This is a genomic window from Haladaptatus halobius, assembly GCF_020618475.1.
Lineage (GTDB): Archaea > Halobacteriota > Halobacteria > Halobacteriales > Haladaptataceae > Haladaptatus > Haladaptatus halobius.
This window is the reverse complement of sequence record NZ_CP085339.1, coordinates 58097-76026: the sequence shown is the minus strand read 5'-3', so window position 1 is coordinate 76026 and position 17930 is coordinate 58097. Positions and strand designations below refer to the sequence as shown.

General features: G+C 56.8%; 17 protein-coding genes and 1 pseudogene. 7 read left to right on the top strand and 11 right to left on the bottom strand.

Translation table 11 applies throughout. The features are described from left to right. The first annotated feature begins 67 nt into the window (after positions 1-67). Positions 68-562: an HIT family protein gene (locus tag LIW51_RS30670; RefSeq protein ID WP_227379834.1), complete on the top strand. Its 495-nt coding sequence runs from the start codon at positions 68-70 to the stop codon at positions 560-562. Positions 563-617: 55 nt separating this feature from the next. On the opposite strand, the gene LIW51_RS30665 is transcribed toward LIW51_RS30670, so the two are convergent. The 6 genes from LIW51_RS30665 to LIW51_RS30640 form a co-directional block, all read right to left on the bottom strand. After that, entirely contained in the window at positions 618-1031 is a 414-nt protein-coding gene (locus LIW51_RS30665; RefSeq protein ID WP_227379833.1) for a DUF120 domain-containing protein, read from the bottom strand. Positions 1032-1094: 63 nt separating this feature from the next. Continuing rightward, the gene (gene lipP1, locus LIW51_RS30660; protein ID WP_227379832.1) at positions 1095-2033 is read right to left on the bottom strand and encodes a LipP1 family hormone-sensitive lipase; all 939 of its coding nucleotides are present in this window, start codon (positions 2031-2033) and stop codon (positions 1095-1097) included. 43 nt (positions 2034-2076) lie between these two features. Beyond that, entirely contained in the window at positions 2077-2475 is a 399-nt protein-coding gene (locus LIW51_RS30655; RefSeq protein ID WP_227379831.1) for a VOC family protein, read from the bottom strand. Between the two features lie 140 nt (positions 2476-2615). Further along, a complete protein-coding gene (locus LIW51_RS30650; protein WP_227379830.1) occupies positions 2616-3779 on the bottom strand; it encodes an LLM class flavin-dependent oxidoreductase in 1164 nt (387 codons plus the stop codon). 211 nt (positions 3780-3990) lie between these two features. Continuing rightward, a complete protein-coding gene (locus LIW51_RS30645) occupies positions 3991-5469 on the bottom strand; it encodes a CoA-acylating methylmalonate-semialdehyde dehydrogenase (RefSeq protein WP_227379829.1) in 1479 nt (492 codons plus the stop codon). 96 nt (positions 5470-5565) lie between these two features. Further along, on the bottom strand, positions 5566-6801 hold the full coding sequence (locus LIW51_RS30640; RefSeq protein WP_227379828.1) for an iron-containing alcohol dehydrogenase: 1236 nt from the start codon (positions 6799-6801) through the stop codon (positions 5566-5568). Between the two features lie 181 nt (positions 6802-6982). On the opposite strand from LIW51_RS30640, the gene LIW51_RS30635 reads away from it, so the two are divergent. The 3 genes from LIW51_RS30635 (at position 6983) to LIW51_RS30625 (ending at position 9791) form a co-directional block, all read left to right on the top strand. Continuing rightward, positions 6983-7708 (top strand): ABC transporter ATP-binding protein, encoded by a 726-nt coding sequence (locus LIW51_RS30635; protein WP_438267477.1) that lies wholly within the window; start codon positions 6983-6985, stop codon positions 7706-7708. A gap of 2 nt (positions 7709-7710) precedes the next feature. Then, positions 7711-8409, top strand: a complete 699-nt coding sequence (locus LIW51_RS30630; protein WP_227379827.1) for an ABC transporter ATP-binding protein — start codon at positions 7711-7713, stop codon at positions 8407-8409. A 134-nt stretch (positions 8410-8543) separates the two neighbouring features. After that, positions 8544-9791: an ABC transporter substrate-binding protein gene (locus tag LIW51_RS30625; protein ID WP_227379826.1), complete on the top strand. Its 1248-nt coding sequence runs from the start codon at positions 8544-8546 to the stop codon at positions 9789-9791. An 88-nt stretch (positions 9792-9879) separates the two neighbouring features. Here LIW51_RS30625 and LIW51_RS30620 read toward each other — a convergent pair. From LIW51_RS30620 to LIW51_RS30600, 5 genes and pseudogenes are all read right to left on the bottom strand, one after another. Continuing rightward, positions 9880-11199, bottom strand: a pseudogene (locus tag LIW51_RS30620) (nickel pincer cofactor-dependent isomerase, group 22); the annotation flags it as partial. Positions 11200-11289: 90 nt separating this feature from the next. Continuing rightward, on the bottom strand, positions 11290-12297 hold the full coding sequence (locus LIW51_RS30615) for a branched-chain amino acid ABC transporter permease (RefSeq protein ID WP_227379825.1): 1008 nt from the start codon (positions 12295-12297) through the stop codon (positions 11290-11292). Next, on the bottom strand, positions 12294-13157 hold the full coding sequence (locus LIW51_RS30610) for a branched-chain amino acid ABC transporter permease (RefSeq protein ID WP_227379824.1): 864 nt from the start codon (positions 13155-13157) through the stop codon (positions 12294-12296). Before LIW51_RS30610 ends, LIW51_RS30615 begins: the two co-directional genes overlap by 4 nt. A 346-nt stretch (positions 13158-13503) precedes the next feature. Beyond that, positions 13504-14124 (bottom strand): FAD-dependent oxidoreductase, encoded by a 621-nt coding sequence (locus LIW51_RS30605; protein ID WP_227379823.1) that lies wholly within the window; start codon positions 14122-14124, stop codon positions 13504-13506. Between the two features lie 52 nt (positions 14125-14176). Next, positions 14177-14989 (bottom strand): alpha/beta fold hydrolase, encoded by an 813-nt coding sequence (locus tag LIW51_RS30600; RefSeq protein WP_227379822.1) that lies wholly within the window; start codon positions 14987-14989, stop codon positions 14177-14179. A 192-nt stretch (positions 14990-15181) separates the two neighbouring features. On the opposite strand from LIW51_RS30600, the gene LIW51_RS30595 reads away from it, so the two are divergent. The 3 genes from LIW51_RS30595 (at position 15182) to LIW51_RS30585 (ending at position 17873) form a co-directional block, all read left to right on the top strand. Then, complete coding sequence (locus LIW51_RS30595) at positions 15182-15958, top strand: SDR family NAD(P)-dependent oxidoreductase (protein WP_227379821.1); 777 nt, start codon at positions 15182-15184, stop codon at positions 15956-15958. A gap of 239 nt (positions 15959-16197) precedes the next feature. Further along, positions 16198-17115: a CoA transferase subunit A gene (locus tag LIW51_RS30590; RefSeq protein ID WP_227379820.1), complete on the top strand. Its 918-nt coding sequence runs from the start codon at positions 16198-16200 to the stop codon at positions 17113-17115. Then, complete coding sequence (locus tag LIW51_RS30585; RefSeq protein WP_227379819.1) at positions 17115-17873, top strand: CoA-transferase subunit beta; 759 nt, start codon at positions 17115-17117, stop codon at positions 17871-17873. The genes LIW51_RS30590 and LIW51_RS30585 overlap by 1 nt, the downstream gene beginning before the upstream one ends. Positions 17874-17930 lie beyond the last annotated feature (57 nt).

The following is a 17930-nucleotide window of genomic DNA, read 5'->3' as shown; positions in this document are numbered from 1 at the left end:
GATAGCCAAATCAATGGATTCACTGTTTGCTCCGTGGCGGATGAATTGGGTAACAAGGGAGAGACCGGTGGATGACGACGACACGGAATGCGTTTTCTGTGATCTTCCGTCGTGTGATGACGATCGAAGGAACAACATCGTAGTCCGGAGTGAGCATACCTACGTTCTGCTGAACAACATGCCGTACAATCCGGGGCACGTAATGATACTCCCGTATGAACACACCGGACGGTTCTATACGCTTGCAGAGAATATTCTCGTCGATTACATGAAAACGACGCAAACAGTCATAAACGTGATCGAGGAAAGTCTCGCTCCGGACGGTTTCAATATTGGATTCAACGTTGGTGCTGCAGGGGGAGCGTCAGTGACTGATCATCTCCACATGCACATCATCCCACGATGGGAAAGCGACACCTCGTTCACCCCGCTCATAGCGAATACCGCTATCGTTGAAGAAGCAGTCGATGAAACCTATGAAAGACTCTGCCAAGAATTGATCGATCTCTCCGTGACGCATGTACGTGATGAAAACGGAGCCGTGGAGATAATACACGAGTGACCGAGATATCCGCTAGAGGAAAGACACCCAGACGGTGATGGGGCGTTAGACGGACTCAAACGTTAGATTCGCTAGAACCAATGGCGATTTCGATGACCGTGTCGTCGGATAGATCGAACCGATCCCGCAGATTGACGGGAGAAATTAGTTCGATGGTGGACGTATCGTGATCGGTGCGGTCCGGAAGGATGAGGTGGAGTGGAATGGAATCCTCGCAATGGGGAATAAACGCGGGATAACAATCGACTGCGCCAAACGACCGTTCGTCCTCTTCCCACCCACCGAGACGCGTCGGCTCGAGGGGCGCAATTCTCTCCCGTGCTGGATTATCCAGTTCGAGATTCAACGTTCCTGGATACGGCTCGTACCCCAACCGTTGCTCGAATTGACGGGCATACCCCTCCAGTGCGACGAACTCTTTTCCTCTCCCGAAGCCGCTGGTTACGGTTCCTTGTACTCTGAACGTCATTTTTCGTGTGGTGTGAACCATCTTCGATCGACAACCGATGCGTCGTAGCGGTGCAGCCGGATTTTATTTCAACGCGGATCGTAGGTCACCAGCGACATCTGCGAGCGCGTCCTTCGATGGATCAAATTCGAACGGTTTTGCGGCCATCTGAATGAAGGCGTGTATGGCATCTTCGTAATGGTAGTGTGAGACATCGACGCCGGCCGCTTCCAACCGTTCGGCGTACGCGACGCCTTCATCCCGAAGTGGGTCAAATCCGCCCGTTACGATCGTCGCGGATGGTAGGTTCTTGAGATCAGCGGTCAGAAGCGGTGACGCATACACGTTCATCTGGTCGATCGGATCCTCGAAGTAGTGATCGTCGAACCACGTCAAGTCCTCCTTCGTGATAAAGTACCCATCCCCGTTTTCAGCTACGGAATCCCACTCTAGGTGGTGTGAGACGGGTGGATAGAACAGAACCTGATGCTGGATGGAAGGACCGCCTCGGTTCCGTGCCATCTGTGCGACGACCGCTGCGAGGTTTCCACCAGCAGAGTCACCGGTCACCGCGAGACGATCCGTGTCGAGGCCAAACTCCCCATCGTTTTTGGCAACCCACTCGATAGCTGCATACGCATCTTCGACGGCCGCCGGGAAGGGATTTTCCGGAGCAAGCCTGTAGTCGACCGCAACGACAGCCACTCCCGTGGTGTTCGTGATTCTCCGACAGAACTCGTCGTGGCTGCCGAGTCCGCCGGAGACGAATCCACCACCGTGGAAAAACATCGTTACCGGAAACGGCTGCTCCCCTTTTGGCAAGTAAATTCGGATCGGCAGATCCCCGCCCGGCCCATCGATCGTCTCATCGAGAACTTCCCCGACCGGCTCGGGTTCCTCAACGGAGAAAACGTCGGCCGTAATCCCTCGCACGTCCTCGATCTGAAGTTGATGGAACGCCGGTGCATCTTCGGTCTCTGCCATGAACGCTTTTAACTGCGGGTGTGGTTCTTGTGCACGCATCACGCTAACAAGTGTTCTCCCCCGTTATATAGGTTCAGGTGGACTACCCCGAACGTAAAGCCGAAACCTCGATCGTGTAGTCGTCCGGGTCTGACAGAAGCGCCATCCGACGACCCCAATCGACATCCGTTGGCTCCATCCGAACGGAATATCCCGCTTCCGTGGCGCGCTCACAGACGGTGTCTACCGCTTCGGGAGTCCCGATGTCGATGGCGAGGATAACCCCACTCCCGCGATCATCACCGGGGGCGTCTACCCCGAACGCGTCGAGCACTTCAGGATCGAAGTCCTCCTCTAGGACCAGCGTCGCTTCGCCAGTCGCAAACTCCACGTTCCCTTCTGCTACCCGGTCGGTCTCCAGACCGATTATTTTTTCGTAGAACGCCGTCGACGCGTCCAGATCCGTCACCATTAACAGCGACTGGTGAAGTGATGGAATCATTCGACCCTACATCTATTTGCCGGGAATTAAGAGGTTTCGGGAAGTAGTAGTTCAATTATAAATTAGAATACGCTGATGGGATTGTGGAGCGGAAATGGAAGTATTGACTACGGTACGTCAATCGTAGATCGAGTGCGTGCTTACGGGTTGACTTCGCCAATTCTGTCGACTTCTGGTTTGACCTCGTCGGCGTAGAGCTTGAGGTTTTTCCGTGCTTTCCAGTCCGGCAAGTCACCGAAGTGGAATTGGCCCACGATCCGGCCGAATCCGCCGACCTCTTCGTACTGTTTTTCTAGCGTTTCGACGACGTATTCGGGTGTGCCGACGATCGTTTCGCCGTACTCCTGGAACTCCTCGAAATCGTAGTTAAATGCGAATTCACCGTGGGGATGAAGCTCTTCGATGTACTCATCCCACTTCTCGGGATCGTACGGTTGATCACCCATCATGCTTGCGGAGACACCGATGTGGACGCCGGCGGTGAGCGTATGGTAAAACTTCCGCAGGTGGGGTTCGGCTTCCTCGCGGGCCTTCTCCATTGTTTCGGCGACGTAGATCGCCCGCATCACGCTGAAGTCTTCGTCGCTTGGACTCCAATCGTAGTCCTCCTCTGCATAGCGACGGTATTCCTCGAATTTCTCACTGATCGTCTCGACCGGCTGGAAGACGAGCCCTGTAGGGACTTGATTACGGGCGGTAAAGCGGAGCGATTCTTCGCTCTCTGCTGGCATCCAAAGTGGTGGGTGAGGATCCTGATACGGACGCGGCCAAATATAGACGTTCTCGTATTGGAAGTGCTCGCCGTCCCAGTCAAACGGTTCGTCGGCGGTCCACGTCTTGATGATAAGATCCCACGCCTCTTCAAACCGGCTTCGAGATTCACCCATATCGACACCGTAGGCAAAATACTCGCTCGGGATCCCTCGCGGAAATCCGCTGATAATCCGGCCCTCGGTGATGTTGTCCAACATTGCGAGTTCCTCCGCAAGCCGAACTGGATTCTCCCGAAGTGCCGGCAAGTTCCCGAAGAACGCGATCGTGGTATCGTCGGTTCGAGCGGCCAGATTCGACGCTGTGATGTTTGGACCGGGTTGCAAGCCGTATGCGTTATAGTGGTGTTCGTTGACCCCGACACCGTCGAAACCCAACTCGGCAGCGTACTCGAGCTGATCGAGGTACTCTTGGTAATACTGAGCTCCTTTTTCCGGGTCGTAATCGTACTCGACCCACGGCCAGGCGGATTTCTTCTCCGTGAGATCTTCAATATCCTGATACGGCATCAGGTGGAACGCAAATGTCTCCATGAAGTTATCATGTGTGATGATACTACTTAATAGTATATGATAGCCCATCTATCATGAAAAATGGGGTTGACGGACGGGTAATAACACCGATTTGACGGCCACTCATCGAGATTCCCTCGTTCACCTCGATTCGGAGTACGCCTGGAACGATACCGAACAGCATCTCCGAATTTAGAAGGTAGGGTAAAATTCGAGCGTAAGTCGAACGTCTTCAGGCGTCGGGCCAGCGCTCGATGTACACCGTCTCGTCCGTGTAGAAGCGAACCACGTCCTCCGCCTGAGCGTGGAGATCACCGAAGAACGAATCCTTCCGTCCGCCAAAGTGGAAGAACGCCATCGGTGCAGCGGTACCCGCGTTGACAGCGAGGTTACCAGCCTGAGCGTTATGACGGAAGTTTCGCGCTTCCGCCCCCCTATCGGTGAACAGGCTGGCAGCGTTCCCGAAGTCCGACGCGTTCACTACTTCGATCCCCTCGTCCACGTCGGCGACGGGCATCAGTCCGAGAACTGGGCCGAAAATCTCCTCACGGGCGATGACCATATCCTCGGTAACGTCCGTGAAAATGCACGGGCCAAAGAAATTCCCGTTCTCGTAACCGTCTACCTCGACGTCACGACCGTCGAGCACGAGGTTTGCACCCTCTTGTATGCCGATCTCGACGTAGTTCCGAACTCGATCCTCGTGCTCCGGCGTGATTAGAGCGCCGATATCCGTCTCCTCGTCGAGTCCGTAGCCGACCACCTGTTCGTCCGCGACGTCGACGACAAGGTCGACGAATTCTTCGTAGACGCTTTCTTCGACGCAGATGATGTCGTTCGCGAGACAGCGCTCGCCGCTGCAGGCGAGCGCCGAGGAGACGCTTTTGCGCGCGGCGAACTCCAGATTCGCGGTCTCTGAGACGATGACATGGTTTTTTGCACCGCCTTGTGCCTGTACGCGCTTGCCGTTGGCCGCCGCCTTCTCGTAGATGGTCCGTGCAACGGGTGTGCTGCCGACGAAGGAGACGCCTTCAATACCATCGTGTTCGAGGATCGCGTTCACCGTGTCGACGCTCCCGTTGATCAACTGGACGACGCCGTCGGGGAATCCGGCCTCGTCGATGAGTTCGAAGAGGCGCTTGGCGGTCAGCGGGTCGCGCTCGCTCGGCTTGAGGATGAACGAGTTGCCAGACGCAACGGCGTAGGGCAGGAACCATAGCGGGATCATCCCGGGGAAGTTGAACGGCGTGATGGCCGCGAAGACGCCGAGCGGTTGCCGGACAGCCGTCTCGTCGATATCCGGAGCGGCGTTCTCGACATGGCCCGCTTGCATCAGCGTCGGCATTCCACAGGCTGTCTCGACGTTCTCGATGCCACGGCGGAGTTCTCCTTTCGCCTCGCCAAACGTCTTCCCGTGCTCTCGGACGAGAAGTTCGGCCAATTCGTCGATGTTCGCTTCGAGGAGGGCTTTCAGTTCAAACAACGGTTGGATGCGCTCCTCGATCGGGCGCTGGCTCCAAGATTCGAACGCCTCCTGTCCACGCTGCACGGCATCGTCGACGTCGTCCTCGGTGCTAAATCCGACGTACGATAGCGTCTCCCCGGTCGCCGGATTGACCACATCAGTTCCGTCGGATCCGGTGGCGTCCGTCCACTGACTACCGATATAATTCTGTACGCTGGCCTGACCGCTCTGTTCTGACTCGGACATACATAGCAGTTTACTACCACCCTCATTAGTAGTTTTGATTCGACCGGTCAGTTCCCGCTCGTCGTGTTATGGGGAAATTCGGGAAACGAGCGGCGTTCAGGAACGCCGTGGACTGTCGGGAGCGAGCGCGTCGTCGTAGATTTCGACGTAGAGGTCCTGAATCTCGTCAGCTGTCGGCTTCCGTGGGTTGTTGGCCGGTGACCCCGAATCGATGGCGTCCTGCGTCATCTCGTCGACCACGGCGAGGTAGTCCTCGCGGGTGGGAACGTCACCGAAGTCGTCGAGGTAGCCGGTCAGGTCGAGGTCATCACAAAGTCGGAGTACGCCATCGGCCGCTTTGTCGGCGGCCTCACGGGTGTTGTCGTCTTCGTCTGCCGTACCGAGGATGTGTGCGACCGTCGCGTACTTTTCCGTAGCAGCCATCACGGAGAACTCCACGACATACGGGAGGATGAGCGCGTTTGCCAAGCCGTGTGGAATGTGAAGTTGTGCGCCGAGCGGGCGCGCGAGGCCGTGGACGAGTGCCACGGAAGAGTTGGTGAACGCCTGTCCGGCTTGAAGTTGTCCCACGAGCATGTCGGCACGAGCGTCGAGATTCTCGCCGTTCGCCCAGGCGACCGGGAGGGAGCGTGCAATGCGTTCCATCGCTTCCACGGCGTACCCGTCGGGAATCCCGTACGAGTTCACCGACACGTAGGCCTCGATGGCGTGGGTGAGCGCGTCGATACCGGTAAATACTGTGTGGCTCCGCGGGAGCGAGACGGTGAGTTCCGGATCTTCGATTGCGACGTCCGGGACGACGTTTTTCGAGACGATGAGGAACTTCGTCGACGTGGACTCATCGCTGACGACGACGGAACGAGTTGCCTCGCTGCCGGTTCCGGCCGTCGTGTTGACGGCGAGAAGCGGCGGCGTCGGATTTGGGACACCTTCATACCCGGCGATGTCGACGCCGAAATCCCGAATCTCGCCGCCGTTACCGGCGAGGATGCCGACACCTTTGCCGGTGTCGATGGACGACCCACCCCCGAGGGTTACGATGACATCACAATCGTGTTCCTCCCATAGTTCGTGGGCTACCTTGATATTCTCGACGGTCGGGTCGGGGCGAACGTCGGTGTAAACGACAGTTTCGACGCCGTGTGCGTCGAGCGTGTCGAGTACCGTATCACCATGGACGTCGAAAATCTGTTCGGTCGCGACGAGCAGCGCGGTGGTTCCGTAAAGGGATGCGTACTCGCCTACTTCTTCGACGGCACCGGCCCCGACGACAACCTTACTCGGCGATACAACTGTTCGCGTCTCTTGCGAGAGAACGGTCTCGTGCGCCATACTATCCCCAATTTTCGGTTTCTAATTAATTCTTACGGATGCTATTAACCTACTGTCGAGTTCCGTAGCCGGGCGAAAAGGTGGACGATCGAACGCTGTCGATCCCTGTCGTCGGTGTCCGTCCCCGGCACCATGGTATCTGACCCCATGATTTATATCATGGTGCAGGATATCCATATCTATGTTAACGGCTAGCGAGGTGACCAAACGCTTCGGCGGCCTGACCGCCGTCGACGACGTAGACTTCAGTATCGACCACGGTGAGATAGTCGGCCTTATCGGTCCGAACGGCGCCGGGAAGACGACGCTTTTCAATTCGATTGCCGGCGTCTACACGCCCGAAAACGGCAGCATACTGTTTGACAGCGAGGAACTGGTGGGGAAACCGCCACACGAAATTGCCCGCAATGGGATCATGCGAACCTTTCAGACGGCACGGACGTTCAACGAGTCGACGGTGCTCGACAACGTCCTCGCCGGGGCGATGTTCGGAAAGAACGACCCGGGGTCGCTCGATGAGGAACGGGAAAAAGCGTGGGAATACCTCGAATTTATTGACCTCGAAAACGAGGCCGAAGAGGATGCGAGTAATCTCACAATTGCCCATCGGAAACAACTCGAACTCGCTCGGGCACTCGCCTCCGAACCGGATCTCATCCTGGTGGACGAAATCGGGAGCGGGTTGACACCGAGGGAGCTCGACGAACTATCCGGGAATCTCCAAAAGACGCGTGACGAATTCGGTATCTCGGTATTCTGGATCGAACACGTGATGGACGCAATCATGACCGCTACCGACCGGATAATCGTCCTCAACCAGGGAGAGAAAATTGCGAACGGCACACCCGAACAAGTTCAACAAAACCGCCGAGTTGCGGAAGCGTACCTCGGCGGAGCGGAGGCGTAACGATGATCGCAGTTTTCGATCTCAACGTCCACTACGGGGACTTACAGGTTCTCTGGGACGTCTCCCTCGAAGTTAGCGACGAAGACTCCGTCGTCGCGATCGTCGGCCCGAACGGTGCCGGCAAGACGACTTTGCTGAAGACGCTCTCTGGCGTGATCGACCCCACGAGCGGGGAGATCGAGTTGTTCGGAAAACCGATATCGTCGATGGCAGCCAGCGACAGGGTCAGCAACGGGTTCGTTCACATTTCAGAGAAACGGAATCTCTTCGGTGATCTCTCGGTGTACGAGAACCTCCGAATGGGGTCGTACACGCAGCGCGACGACTTCGAGAAGACGCTCGAAGAGGTCATCGAGATGTTCCCCGTACTCGAAGATCGGCGGAATCAGAAGGCCAGTACACTCAGCGGCGGCGAACAACAGATGCTCGCCATTGGTCGGGGATTGATGGCGAAACCGGAGGTGTTGGCACTCGACGAACCGTCGGGTGCGCTCGCACCGCAACTTGTCGAGCGAGTGTTCGAAAAGATCGACGAAATTAGCAACGACGTCACCGTCGTTCTCATCGAACAGCACATCGATCAGGCACTCGATCTTGCGAACCGTGCCTACCTCCTCGAAAATGGCCGTATTGCTTCGGAAGGAACCGGACAGGAACTGCTCGAGAGCGACCACGTCAGACGGAGTTACTTGAGTGGATAGCTGATGTCACTCATACATGACTACACTTTGGGGTTTTAAGATAACCTAGGAGATGACTGATTTTACCATCATTATTTGTTCTTATATTAAAGAAAGAGATAAATACTTGCCCTTAGCGCTTAGAAGGGAGTAGCATGACCCCACAATCCCCCCCGGATACGAAGAGGCGTAAGTTTCTGAAAGCAACTGGTACAGGCGTAGCAACAACCCTCGTCGCTGGGTGTCTCTTCGAGGGGGGCAACGACGGTGGCGGCAGTGGTGGAGGTAATGATCCCATCGTGATTTCCTCACTCCAACCGCTCTCCGGGCCATTCTCCGTATATGGACCACGTCATCGAGTGGGCGCGGAATTTGCGGCCCAACAGATCAATGCAAACGGAGGCGTTCGAGGGCGTAAAATCCGCGTCCAAACCGTGGACACGGAGAGCAGCGGAAAAGCTGCAGCGAATGCGTTCACCGAAGCGATCGAGCAAGACAACGCAGTTGCGGGCATCGGTCCCGGTGCGTCGGAGGCGGCGATCAGAGTCGGAAGGATAGCTGAACAAAACAAGGTTCCGCTGTACCTCCATGCGGCAGGTGCAGTAAAGATCGTGCCGAAAGACGCGCAGTTCACGTTCCGAACCGCTCTGCCTGCAACACCGACCGTTGGTCGAGCACAGGCACAGATCGTGAAAGACCGCGGTTACAGCAACGTCGGCGTCATATTTGAGGATGGTGTCTGGGGTGACGAGTATGAGGCGGCGATGGACGCCTACTTCCCCGACGGCCTCAACGTGACGAGGAAGACGGCACCGATCACGCAAACGGACTTCGTTCCGCAACTCCGGCAGTTCCCCAACGATATCGAAATGTTCCTTGGCACCGCCCACCCGGCAGGGGTCAGTTCATTGTACCCCCAGATGTACGAGATTGGGTTGGAGCCGGATCTATTCCTCGGTGCTATTACTCCAATGGAAGCAGACTACAACGCCATCGGCGACAGCATCGACCGTTCGTTTGCATCCTTCAACTCAACCGACATGTACGCCGACGATTATGCAGAAGTAGCGTCAACCTTCAATGAGGAAGTCGGTGGATTGTTCGACCATGCACAAGTGAACGGGTACACCGCAGTTCAACTCGTAGCGAAGTCGATAGAGGAAGCAGGCTCCACGGATCCAGTGGACGTTGCCGAAGCGACACGCACCGGGACGTTCGATCTGCTCTACGGTGCAAAAATCGAATACACTGACTGGGGGGAGCCGAAGGGTTCGGTTCAGGTCTACAACTCGTTCGACGTTGGGAGTTCTCCCGACTACTGGTCGAACGGGAAGTTCGCACCCAAAGAGGAGTTCCGAACCGATCCGCTCCCCGCCTTCGAACCCGGTTCACTCAACCTGTGAGCGGAAGTTGTCGAAGATAGCGGGATGCCACGTTCGAGCGCCGCCACAATTCCGTATCTGGCCGAGTCTTTATTTCAGATGAATCAGGCGGGCGAGAAGCGAACTGTCCGTTCTCGAATCGTACTGGTTCCGGTTCCCGGACGACACGGAGATCGTCGCGGCCGCGGGCCTCCTCGACCAGGGCTTCCGACGCGTACAGTCGCTTTAGCCGCATCGTGTCGGTTACACGGAGGACGCGAACCAATTCAGGGTCGACGACGCCGATCGTGGAGAGCGATGCGATCAGACCGGCCCGATCCGTCTCGACCACTGGCGGAACGCGAACGCCCCGGGTTGTACTCGCGGTGATTGCGTTGATGAGTGACTTGGAGGCGTCAATTTCCTCGAAGAAGTCACGATGGATGAAGTCGGCCGAGCCCATGCCCATCGCATTGCCCTTGGTTGTCTCAGTGAGCGACCTGACATAAATACGCTTTACCTCTGGGCTGTCAGGAGCTGGTTCATTGATGGAAAACGGCCGTCGGCCAATGACATTCGTATCGATGCCCTGACCGCTGATGTCCTTCCCCTGCCGGTCAATGACGAGGACGTCGACGGACTCAAACGGAAGCTTCGGCATGATATCGTAGGCCGTTTCGAGCAGTTCTCGCTCCCGGTCGAGGAACCCCGCCGGCGGGATCGCTTCGAGCATCCCGGTGTCGTCATGCTGATCCTCAACGATGGCGACACCGCCGACGATCGGAAGTTCTTCGAGGAGTTGCTTGGTGATCTCGGGAATCATGTTTCGGAAACTCCAGTCGACCGCCCAATCGTGGGCGATCTTTGCACCGCGCTGTTTCCCGAGGCCGATGACAATCATCTTCGAGAGGCCGCTCTCGACGCTCCCATCGAAGTCGGTGTGCGGCTTGATGCGATTTATCGGCACGATAGCATCGGCGTCCGCCGCGATCGCATCGAAATATAGCGGCACGCCTCGCTCGGGCGTCGTCCCGACGGTGACGACGTTCATACTTGATCGAATCTCACAGTCAACGGTGTCCTCCGATATCCCGAGAGAGGCGAGTTTCTCTCGCTGCCCATCTGCCGTTGCACCGCCGTGACTCCCCATCGCCGGCACGACGAACGGTTCGTATCCCATCTCTCGGACCCCATCGACGACACCGCGGACTACGTTTGGGAGATTTGCTATCCCGCGACTGCCGACACCGAGTGCAATCGTGCCACCGTCGGGGACGTCCTCGAAAGGGAGGTCCTGAACTGTCGCTACTGCCCGATCAGTGACGTCCGATACGGGAATCGGGTTCGTCTCTCAGACCTGTTCAATGGTATCGAGTTTTGGGAGCGGCGTCTCCCCACACGTCTCCTTGATGACTTCCTGTGATACTATCAAATCGTTTCCGGTCGACATATCTACCAGGTACGGGTGTCGCTGGTAAAAAGGTGTTCGGAGGACGTGAGTCAAGCAGAAGACTCCGGTAGCAGTACGGTCGCGAGGCCTCTACGAACCTGGGCGGAAGTTCGTTACTCGCTTCGCCACTCGTCGTTTGAGATTCGACTTTTCAAGACGATCATTGACGAAGGGAACGATGCCATCCCTGAAGTAGAGGAATAAGACGATCAACAACGCCCCGAAGAGTATGGAGCGAAACTCCGCAAACGACCGGAGTTGCTCGTTGAGGAAGATGATCAGCGCTGCCCCGACGAGCGGTCCGTACATCGTCCGGAGTCCGCCGACGATGAGCATGATAAGAATGAGTACGTCGATCGAATTGAACGAGAACAGGTTCGGCGTCACGTAGCCGGAAAGCTGTCCGAAGAACGGTCCGGTTAGCCCCATGATGAACGTCGCGATGAATCCCGCAAAGGTTTTGTATTTTACCACGTTGAGACCCGCTGACTCGGCCGCGGTCTCATCCTGTCGAATCATCTCGAACGCCAACCCGTACTTGGAGTTCATGAGATTCCGGTACAAGAGGAGCACGCCGAGTAGTATCACCGAGATCGTGTAGAACAGTACGGCGTCTTCGCGGAGGCCGAAGGTGTTCTCGATCACTTCGAGACGCAACCCAGAGAAGGCGAGACCGGTCACCCCACCGGTGATATCGCGTAGACTGTTGAAGAGTTCAATAATGGAGAACTGAAGCGCAAGGGTGAGAATCGAGATGACGATGACCGTTAGTTCACGAATCGCTGCTACATAACACACGATGGCACCGATGACACCGGCTACTAGCGCACCCAAGAACAGTGTTATCCAGGGGGAGATACCGTATCCTTGGGCGATGAGTACGGTCGTATACGTACCGACACCGGTGATCGCGCCGGTAAACAGAAGCAGTTGATCCGTATGTCCGAAGACGATGTTGAGTGCCATGGCGAGAATGGCGTACAGCGCCATTAGAACGAAAATTCGCGAGAAGTAGCTCACGTTCGGCGCGAAGAACATCTGTGGAATAGCGAACAATATAACCCCCACAGCCAAGATTCGAGAATAGTCCCAGTTCATTGGATTCCCTCCGGCTTCAACAGGAGCACGACGATCGCGGTGCCGAACAGCGAAATGGTCGCGACGTACGACCCGAAGAACGCGCTGAGGAATGTGGTCAGGATCCCCAGCAGAATACCGGCGGCGACTACCCCCGGAATGCTCGTGACGCCGCCAACGATGGAGACGATAACGGCGGTGATAGTGAGATCGAACGAATCAGATACGCCGGCTTCGAACGTCAGACCATAGAGCACTCCCGTAAAGCTCGCGATCGCGATACTCAGTACGAATACGAATGTTCTCATCCGTCCGATATCGATACCGCAGTAGACCGCACCGATTTCATCCTGCATGATCGTTCGAGTCGCCATTCCGGTATACGTTCGGCTGAAGAACAGGTACATCGCCAGCAAGGTCAGTACGGAGAGTGCGAGAGTGACGAGCGAACCACCTCTAATAAACGCGCCGAAGATCTGTATCGAGGAAATTTCAGCGGGTATAGAAAAAAGTCCGCTATACTGGGTCGAGAGAACGCCCTGTAGCAGAATCGAGAGTCCGAGCGTGGTGAAGATGCCAAGCAACAATCGGTCGTCACCTTTCGACCGATAAACGAGCTGTAGGAGCGTCCGTTCGAGAATTAAACCCACTACGGCCACACCAACGATCGCGACGGCCGCGGCGATGACGAGCGGTAACGATCCAGTTAATTCGAACGTCACGATGAGCGCGATGACGCTGAACACACCCAGTGCTAGATTCAGGATACCGCCGAGGCCGAACACGAGCGTAATCCCGAGTCCGAGCATCGCGTAGAGGAGTCCAATACTCAGGCCATCGACTAGCAATGCCCATATCTGGACAAATTGATTGCCTGCCATTATTCTATTTTGCGTATGTGAGGAGTGGTATCTTATAGGTTGTGGTTAGTTATCTTCTAGCAAGGGATGAACTTCGCGCCGTAGCGGGCGATACTCTCCTGCACGTATATCCGGCGAACGACGGCATCCACCCGAGTCCCACAATCGACTGTGCGTGGATCGCAGTCGGTTAACAACCCCGGCGCACGAAAATCCTCCTCGAGGCGACCATTACGTCACCAATTGCATCCTGGGCGTCGAGCGGGCTTGTGAACTCGGGCGGGGCTCCGCTCCCACGACAGTTGCTTCGCGCAAACCAAATCGTTGGAACCCCGGGAGAAAATATCGCTGAAGTCGCCGCGTCGACCTACGCCGGGCCGAAGCTCTCCATCTCGACCTCGGCGAGATCGACGTCGGCGGCGGTGAGGGCGTCTTTCGTCTCCTCGATGAACCCTTGAAACCCAAAGACATACATTTCGTCCGCCGTCAGCGATTCCACCGTCCCACTGAGGTCGTTCGTGAGGATGACGGTCACACCGCGCTCCTCCAAGTGGGTGAGCCGTTTCTGGTGTGGTGGTTGCTTCCCACCGTGGACGATCGTCGCGTCGTGTCCTGACTCCCTGGCCAGCTCCGCGATACCGACTGCGGGCCCGATGCCGGGGCCGCGTGCGAAAACCAGCGCGTCATCCTCCCCGGTGTACCGGATGTCACCGAACGGCCCCTCGACGGTGATCTCCTCATCGATCGTCCGTTCGACCAGCCACGTGCCGAGCGTTCCGTCGGGGTCGACCGCGACGGTCATCTCGAAGAATTCCTCGACGTCGGGTGAAGAGATGGTGTAATAGCCGGTTTCTTCCTCGCCGTCAATGGTCGCCCGAACCAGAACGAATTGTCCAGGGTAGGCCTCGAACTCCGTCGGCGTCTGAACTTCAATCGCAACGGTTCGCTCACCAACGTCCTCGATTCGCGTGATGCGCAATGCAGGCATACAGTATGATCCCGGTGATCCGTATAAAAAAATTCCGTCCGTGACGCTTTGTCTACGACCTGAGTGCGAACTCCCGGAGTTCGCGGTTGAACTGGTCGGGGTGCTCCCAGAACGGTGAATGGCCCGTCTCCGGGTACATCGACAGCGTCGCATCATCGATGAGATCCGCGTACTCTCGTGCCGCCGCCGGAACGACGACGGCATCCTCTTCGCCGTGTGTCAGCAGCACGGGGATATCGAGTGCCGTAAGGTCAGCGTCGTGTCTCACCGTGCGGTCGCGGAGACTGTCCCTGACGTGGGGTGGGACGACGACGTTGTACCCCAACATGTAGTAACGATCCGCGGGCGAGAGGTCATCGTAGACGCACAGGTCGACGAATTCCAGCAACGTCTCGACGCTCGTTTCGGCATCGGTCGAGACAAATCCCTCGATGAGGTCGATGTATTCAGGGCCGAGACGGGCATTTCCCGTCTCGGTGCCGATTTCCGAAACTCCCCCGACGAGATTGAGACCCGTAACCCGATCCGTTCCGAACGCTTCGATGTAGTCGAGGACGACGAGCCCACCGTACGACCACCCGACGAGGATGACGTCATCCAGTTCGAGTTCGGTGAGAACGGAGCGAACGTCCTCGGCCCACAACTCCGAGTCAGCGTATGCATCGCGTGGTTTGTCCGACTCGCCGTGGCCCCGATTATCCATCGCGACGAGTCTAAAGTCATCGGTCAAGTCGGACTCGAACTGGTTTCGCCAACAGAGTCGGCTCTGAGAGTAGCCATGGACGAGCATCACCGGCTGTCCACTCCCCACCTCATCCACCGCCAGGGTAACGTCGTCGCCACCGTCGATAGTGTGACATACCATGATGATTCGTGACACGAGGGTAGTCCATATATGTTTTCATGGTCGGCAACAAAACGATCTCGGAAAGGGTGAACGGCCCGCGTCGCTGGCGCGAAGCCGGCAGTCGAAAACGTTTGTAGTCAGCAGGTGCCCTCGGCACAGGGGCGTAGACGAACCGTAGCTTTCATATCAACACCTGTTAATTGATGACGTATGTCAGACCTCTTGACCGACAGGACAGCCGTCGTCACCGGCGGTGCAAGCGGTATTGGTCGCGGAATTGCGCTGAAACTCGCCACACACGGAGCGAACGTCGTCGTCGCCGACGTACGAGAGACGCCTCGAACGCCAAACACGGAACCCACGCTGGAGGTGATCGAGGACGAGACTGACTCTCAGGGCCTGTTCGTCGAGTGCGACGTGACGAACTACGATGACCTCGTCGGGGCAGTGGGTGCAGCCGATGAATTCGGCGGTATCGACGTGATGGTCAACAACGCCGGTATCGTCCACCCGGTCGACTTCTTTGAGACGACCGACGACGACTTCGCGACGCTGATCGACGTCAACTTGAAAGGTGCGTATTTCGGCTGTCAGGCCGCCGGTGAGCGGATGGTCGAGCGCGGCAGCGGCTCCATCATCAACGTCGCCAGTACCGCCACTGAACAGGGATTCGTCGAACCCGGTTCCATCCTCTACAGTGCGGCGAAAGGTGGCGTGAAATCGATGACCTTCGGCGTCGCTGAACTTCTCGGGCCGGAGGTTCGTGTGAACGCCATTCAGCCCGGATTCACCGACGAAACGGGCCTGGCTGAGAATCACCCGGAGGAGGCCGTCCGCGCACGAGCGGCCGAGACGTCGCTGAATCGCTTGGGAACGCCCGATGACCTCGGTAACGTCGCCGTTTTCCTGGCAAGCGATCTCTCCTCGTACGTGACCGCGGAGGGAATCATCGTCGATGGCGGGTGGGTCAACACCGGCGGACCCTGATAGAAGCGTCGCAAAGCGCCGTCCCACTGGTGTCGTTATACTTATCAGGTGTGCAGTACCGGAACTGGCGCTACCGAAACCAACGTCGACGATCTCCAGACCGTTCTCGTGGGGTGTCTCGTGCAAGGGCGGGGTGACGATCCGGGTGAACCCGAGATTTATTACATCCCACCGGATACTCGTCTCCATGGACGCCGCCTTTGAACGAGTATGGCTCCACCGGTGGAGTGAAATGTAATATGGATAAGATTGTGAACATGGAAGAAGCGATATTGGATGCTATCGAAGACAGTCAGACGGTCTATCTCGGTGGTTTTACCCATCTCATCCCCTTCGCTGCGGGGCACGAAATCATCAGACAGGGGTACCAGAATCTCACGCTAGCGCGAGCGACACCGGATTTAATTTACGACCAGATGATCGCCGCCGGCTGTGCGAGTAAAGTAGTTTTCTCGTGGGCGGGCAACCCCGGCGTCGGGAGCCTTCGCGCCTTCCGCCGCGCCTTCGAGGACAACGTGCCGTGCCGGATATCTATTGAGGAGTACTCGCATTTCGGCCTCGTCTCCCGCTTGGAGGCCGGAGCTCGGAATCTTCCCTTCCTGCCGCTCCGGACCTTCGTCGGTTCCGACTACCCCGAGTACGTCGATGCGATACGAACGGTCGATAATCCCTACGGCGATGAGCCGGACGAAATTCCGGTCGTCCCCCCGCTAAATCCCGATGTTGCGATTGTTCGAGCACAGCGAGCTGACGAAAAGGGGAGCGCACAATTGTGGGGAATCGCCGGTGACATGGTCGAAGCGGCGTTTGCCGCCGACATCGTCGTGTTGAGTGTCGAGGAGATTGTCGACACAGAGATCATCCAGAGCGACCCGAACCGAACGCTCATTCCAGATACCGTGGTGGACTACGTGGTAGAGGAGCCGTATGGTTCACACCCGTCATACGCACAGGGATACTACGACAGGGACAACCAGGCTTATCTCGACTGGAATCGACAGAGCGAAACGCACGAATCGACGCTGGAGTGGTTGGACGAGTGGGTGAATGGCGTTGAGAATCGCACGGAGTATCTCGAAAAACTGGATACGAAGCGGTTCGTCGAGCTACAGCCACAGTCGAATTACGCGACACCGATCGATATGGGAGGCTACTGATGACGGACTACACGGATACGGAACTAATGATATCGCGTGCGGCACAGGAGCTCCAAAACGACGACACCACACTCGTTGGAGTTGGTATCCCCAACCTCGCCTGTAACCTAGCGAAACGAACCCACGCACCGGATTTAGAGATGATTTACGAATCGGGGACAATCGACTCGAATCCATCGAAGTTACCGCTCTCCATCGGCGACCCGGTACTCGCTTCGAACGCCAAGAGTATCGTACCGATGGTGCAGGGCTTTGGGTACTATCTGCAGGCCGGACGCATCGACGTCGGTTTCCTCGGTGGTGCACAAATCGACCGATACGGCAATATCAACTCGACGGTGATTGGCGACTACGAAGACCCCAAGGTTCGACTCCCTGGGAGTGGCGGAGCCTGCGAAATCGCGAGCAATACCCATCGGACGATAATCATCACGCCACAAGTCAAGCGACGGTTCCCGGAAGAAGTGGACTTTATTACGAGCCCTGGCTACGTTGGTGGTCGGGAGAACAGGAAAGAGCTAAGGCTGCAGGGCGGCCCAGACGCCGTTATCACCGATATGGGTGTTATGCGGTTCGACGATACCGGTGAGATGTACCTCGATTCAATACATCCGGGTGTGACGGAAGATACGATCCAAGCGGCAACTGGATGGGATCTCCGGATTGGGGACGAGTTGGTCGAAACCACGCCGCCGACCGAAGAAGAAATCAAGCTGATTCGTCATGAACTCGATCCCGAGGGAGTCTACACGAGCTAATATCATTTCACAGCTGAAATAGTGGTATTTTGAGTAGAGATTTTCCGTAGTCAGGGT

Bases quoted from the DNA above. Each gene is read 5' to 3' on its own strand.
- LIW51_RS30665 (WP_227379833.1), bottom strand. From the start codon at position 1,031: ATGACGTTCAGAGTACAAGGAACCGTAACCAGCGGCTTCGGGAGAGGA.
- lipP1 (WP_227379832.1), bottom strand. From the start codon at position 2,033: ATGCGTGCACAAGAACCACACCCGCAGTTAAAAGCGTTCATGGCAGAG.
- LIW51_RS30655 (WP_227379831.1), bottom strand. From the start codon at position 2,475: ATGATTCCATCACTTCACCAGTCGCTGTTAATGGTGACGGATCTGGAC.
- LIW51_RS30650 (WP_227379830.1), bottom strand. From the start codon at position 3,779: ATGGAGACATTTGCGTTCCACCTGATGCCGTATCAGGATATTGAAGAT.
- LIW51_RS30645 (WP_227379829.1), bottom strand. From the start codon at position 5,469: ATGTCCGAGTCAGAACAGAGCGGTCAGGCCAGCGTACAGAATTATATC.
- LIW51_RS30640 (WP_227379828.1), bottom strand. From the start codon at position 6,801: ATGGCGCACGAGACCGTTCTCTCGCAAGAGACGCGAACAGTTGTATCG.
- LIW51_RS30635 (WP_438267477.1), top strand. From the start codon at position 6,983: ATGTTAACGGCTAGCGAGGTGACCAAACGCTTCGGCGGCCTGACCGCC.
- LIW51_RS30630 (WP_227379827.1), top strand. From the start codon at position 7,711: ATGATCGCAGTTTTCGATCTCAACGTCCACTACGGGGACTTACAGGTT.
- LIW51_RS30625 (WP_227379826.1), top strand. From the start codon at position 8,544: ATGACCCCACAATCCCCCCCGGATACGAAGAGGCGTAAGTTTCTGAAA.
- LIW51_RS30615 (WP_227379825.1), bottom strand. From the start codon at position 12,297: ATGAACTGGGACTATTCTCGAATCTTGGCTGTGGGGGTTATATTGTTC.
- LIW51_RS30610 (WP_227379824.1), bottom strand. From the start codon at position 13,157: ATGGCAGGCAATCAATTTGTCCAGATATGGGCATTGCTAGTCGATGGC.
- LIW51_RS30605 (WP_227379823.1), bottom strand. From the start codon at position 14,124: ATGCCTGCATTGCGCATCACGCGAATCGAGGACGTTGGTGAGCGAACC.
- LIW51_RS30600 (WP_227379822.1), bottom strand. From the start codon at position 14,989: ATGGTATGTCACACTATCGACGGTGGCGACGACGTTACCCTGGCGGTG.
- LIW51_RS30595 (WP_227379821.1), top strand. From the start codon at position 15,182: ATGTCAGACCTCTTGACCGACAGGACAGCCGTCGTCACCGGCGGTGCA.
- LIW51_RS30590 (WP_227379820.1), top strand. From the start codon at position 16,198: ATGGATAAGATTGTGAACATGGAAGAAGCGATATTGGATGCTATCGAA.
- LIW51_RS30585 (WP_227379819.1), top strand. From the start codon at position 17,115: ATGACGGACTACACGGATACGGAACTAATGATATCGCGTGCGGCACAG.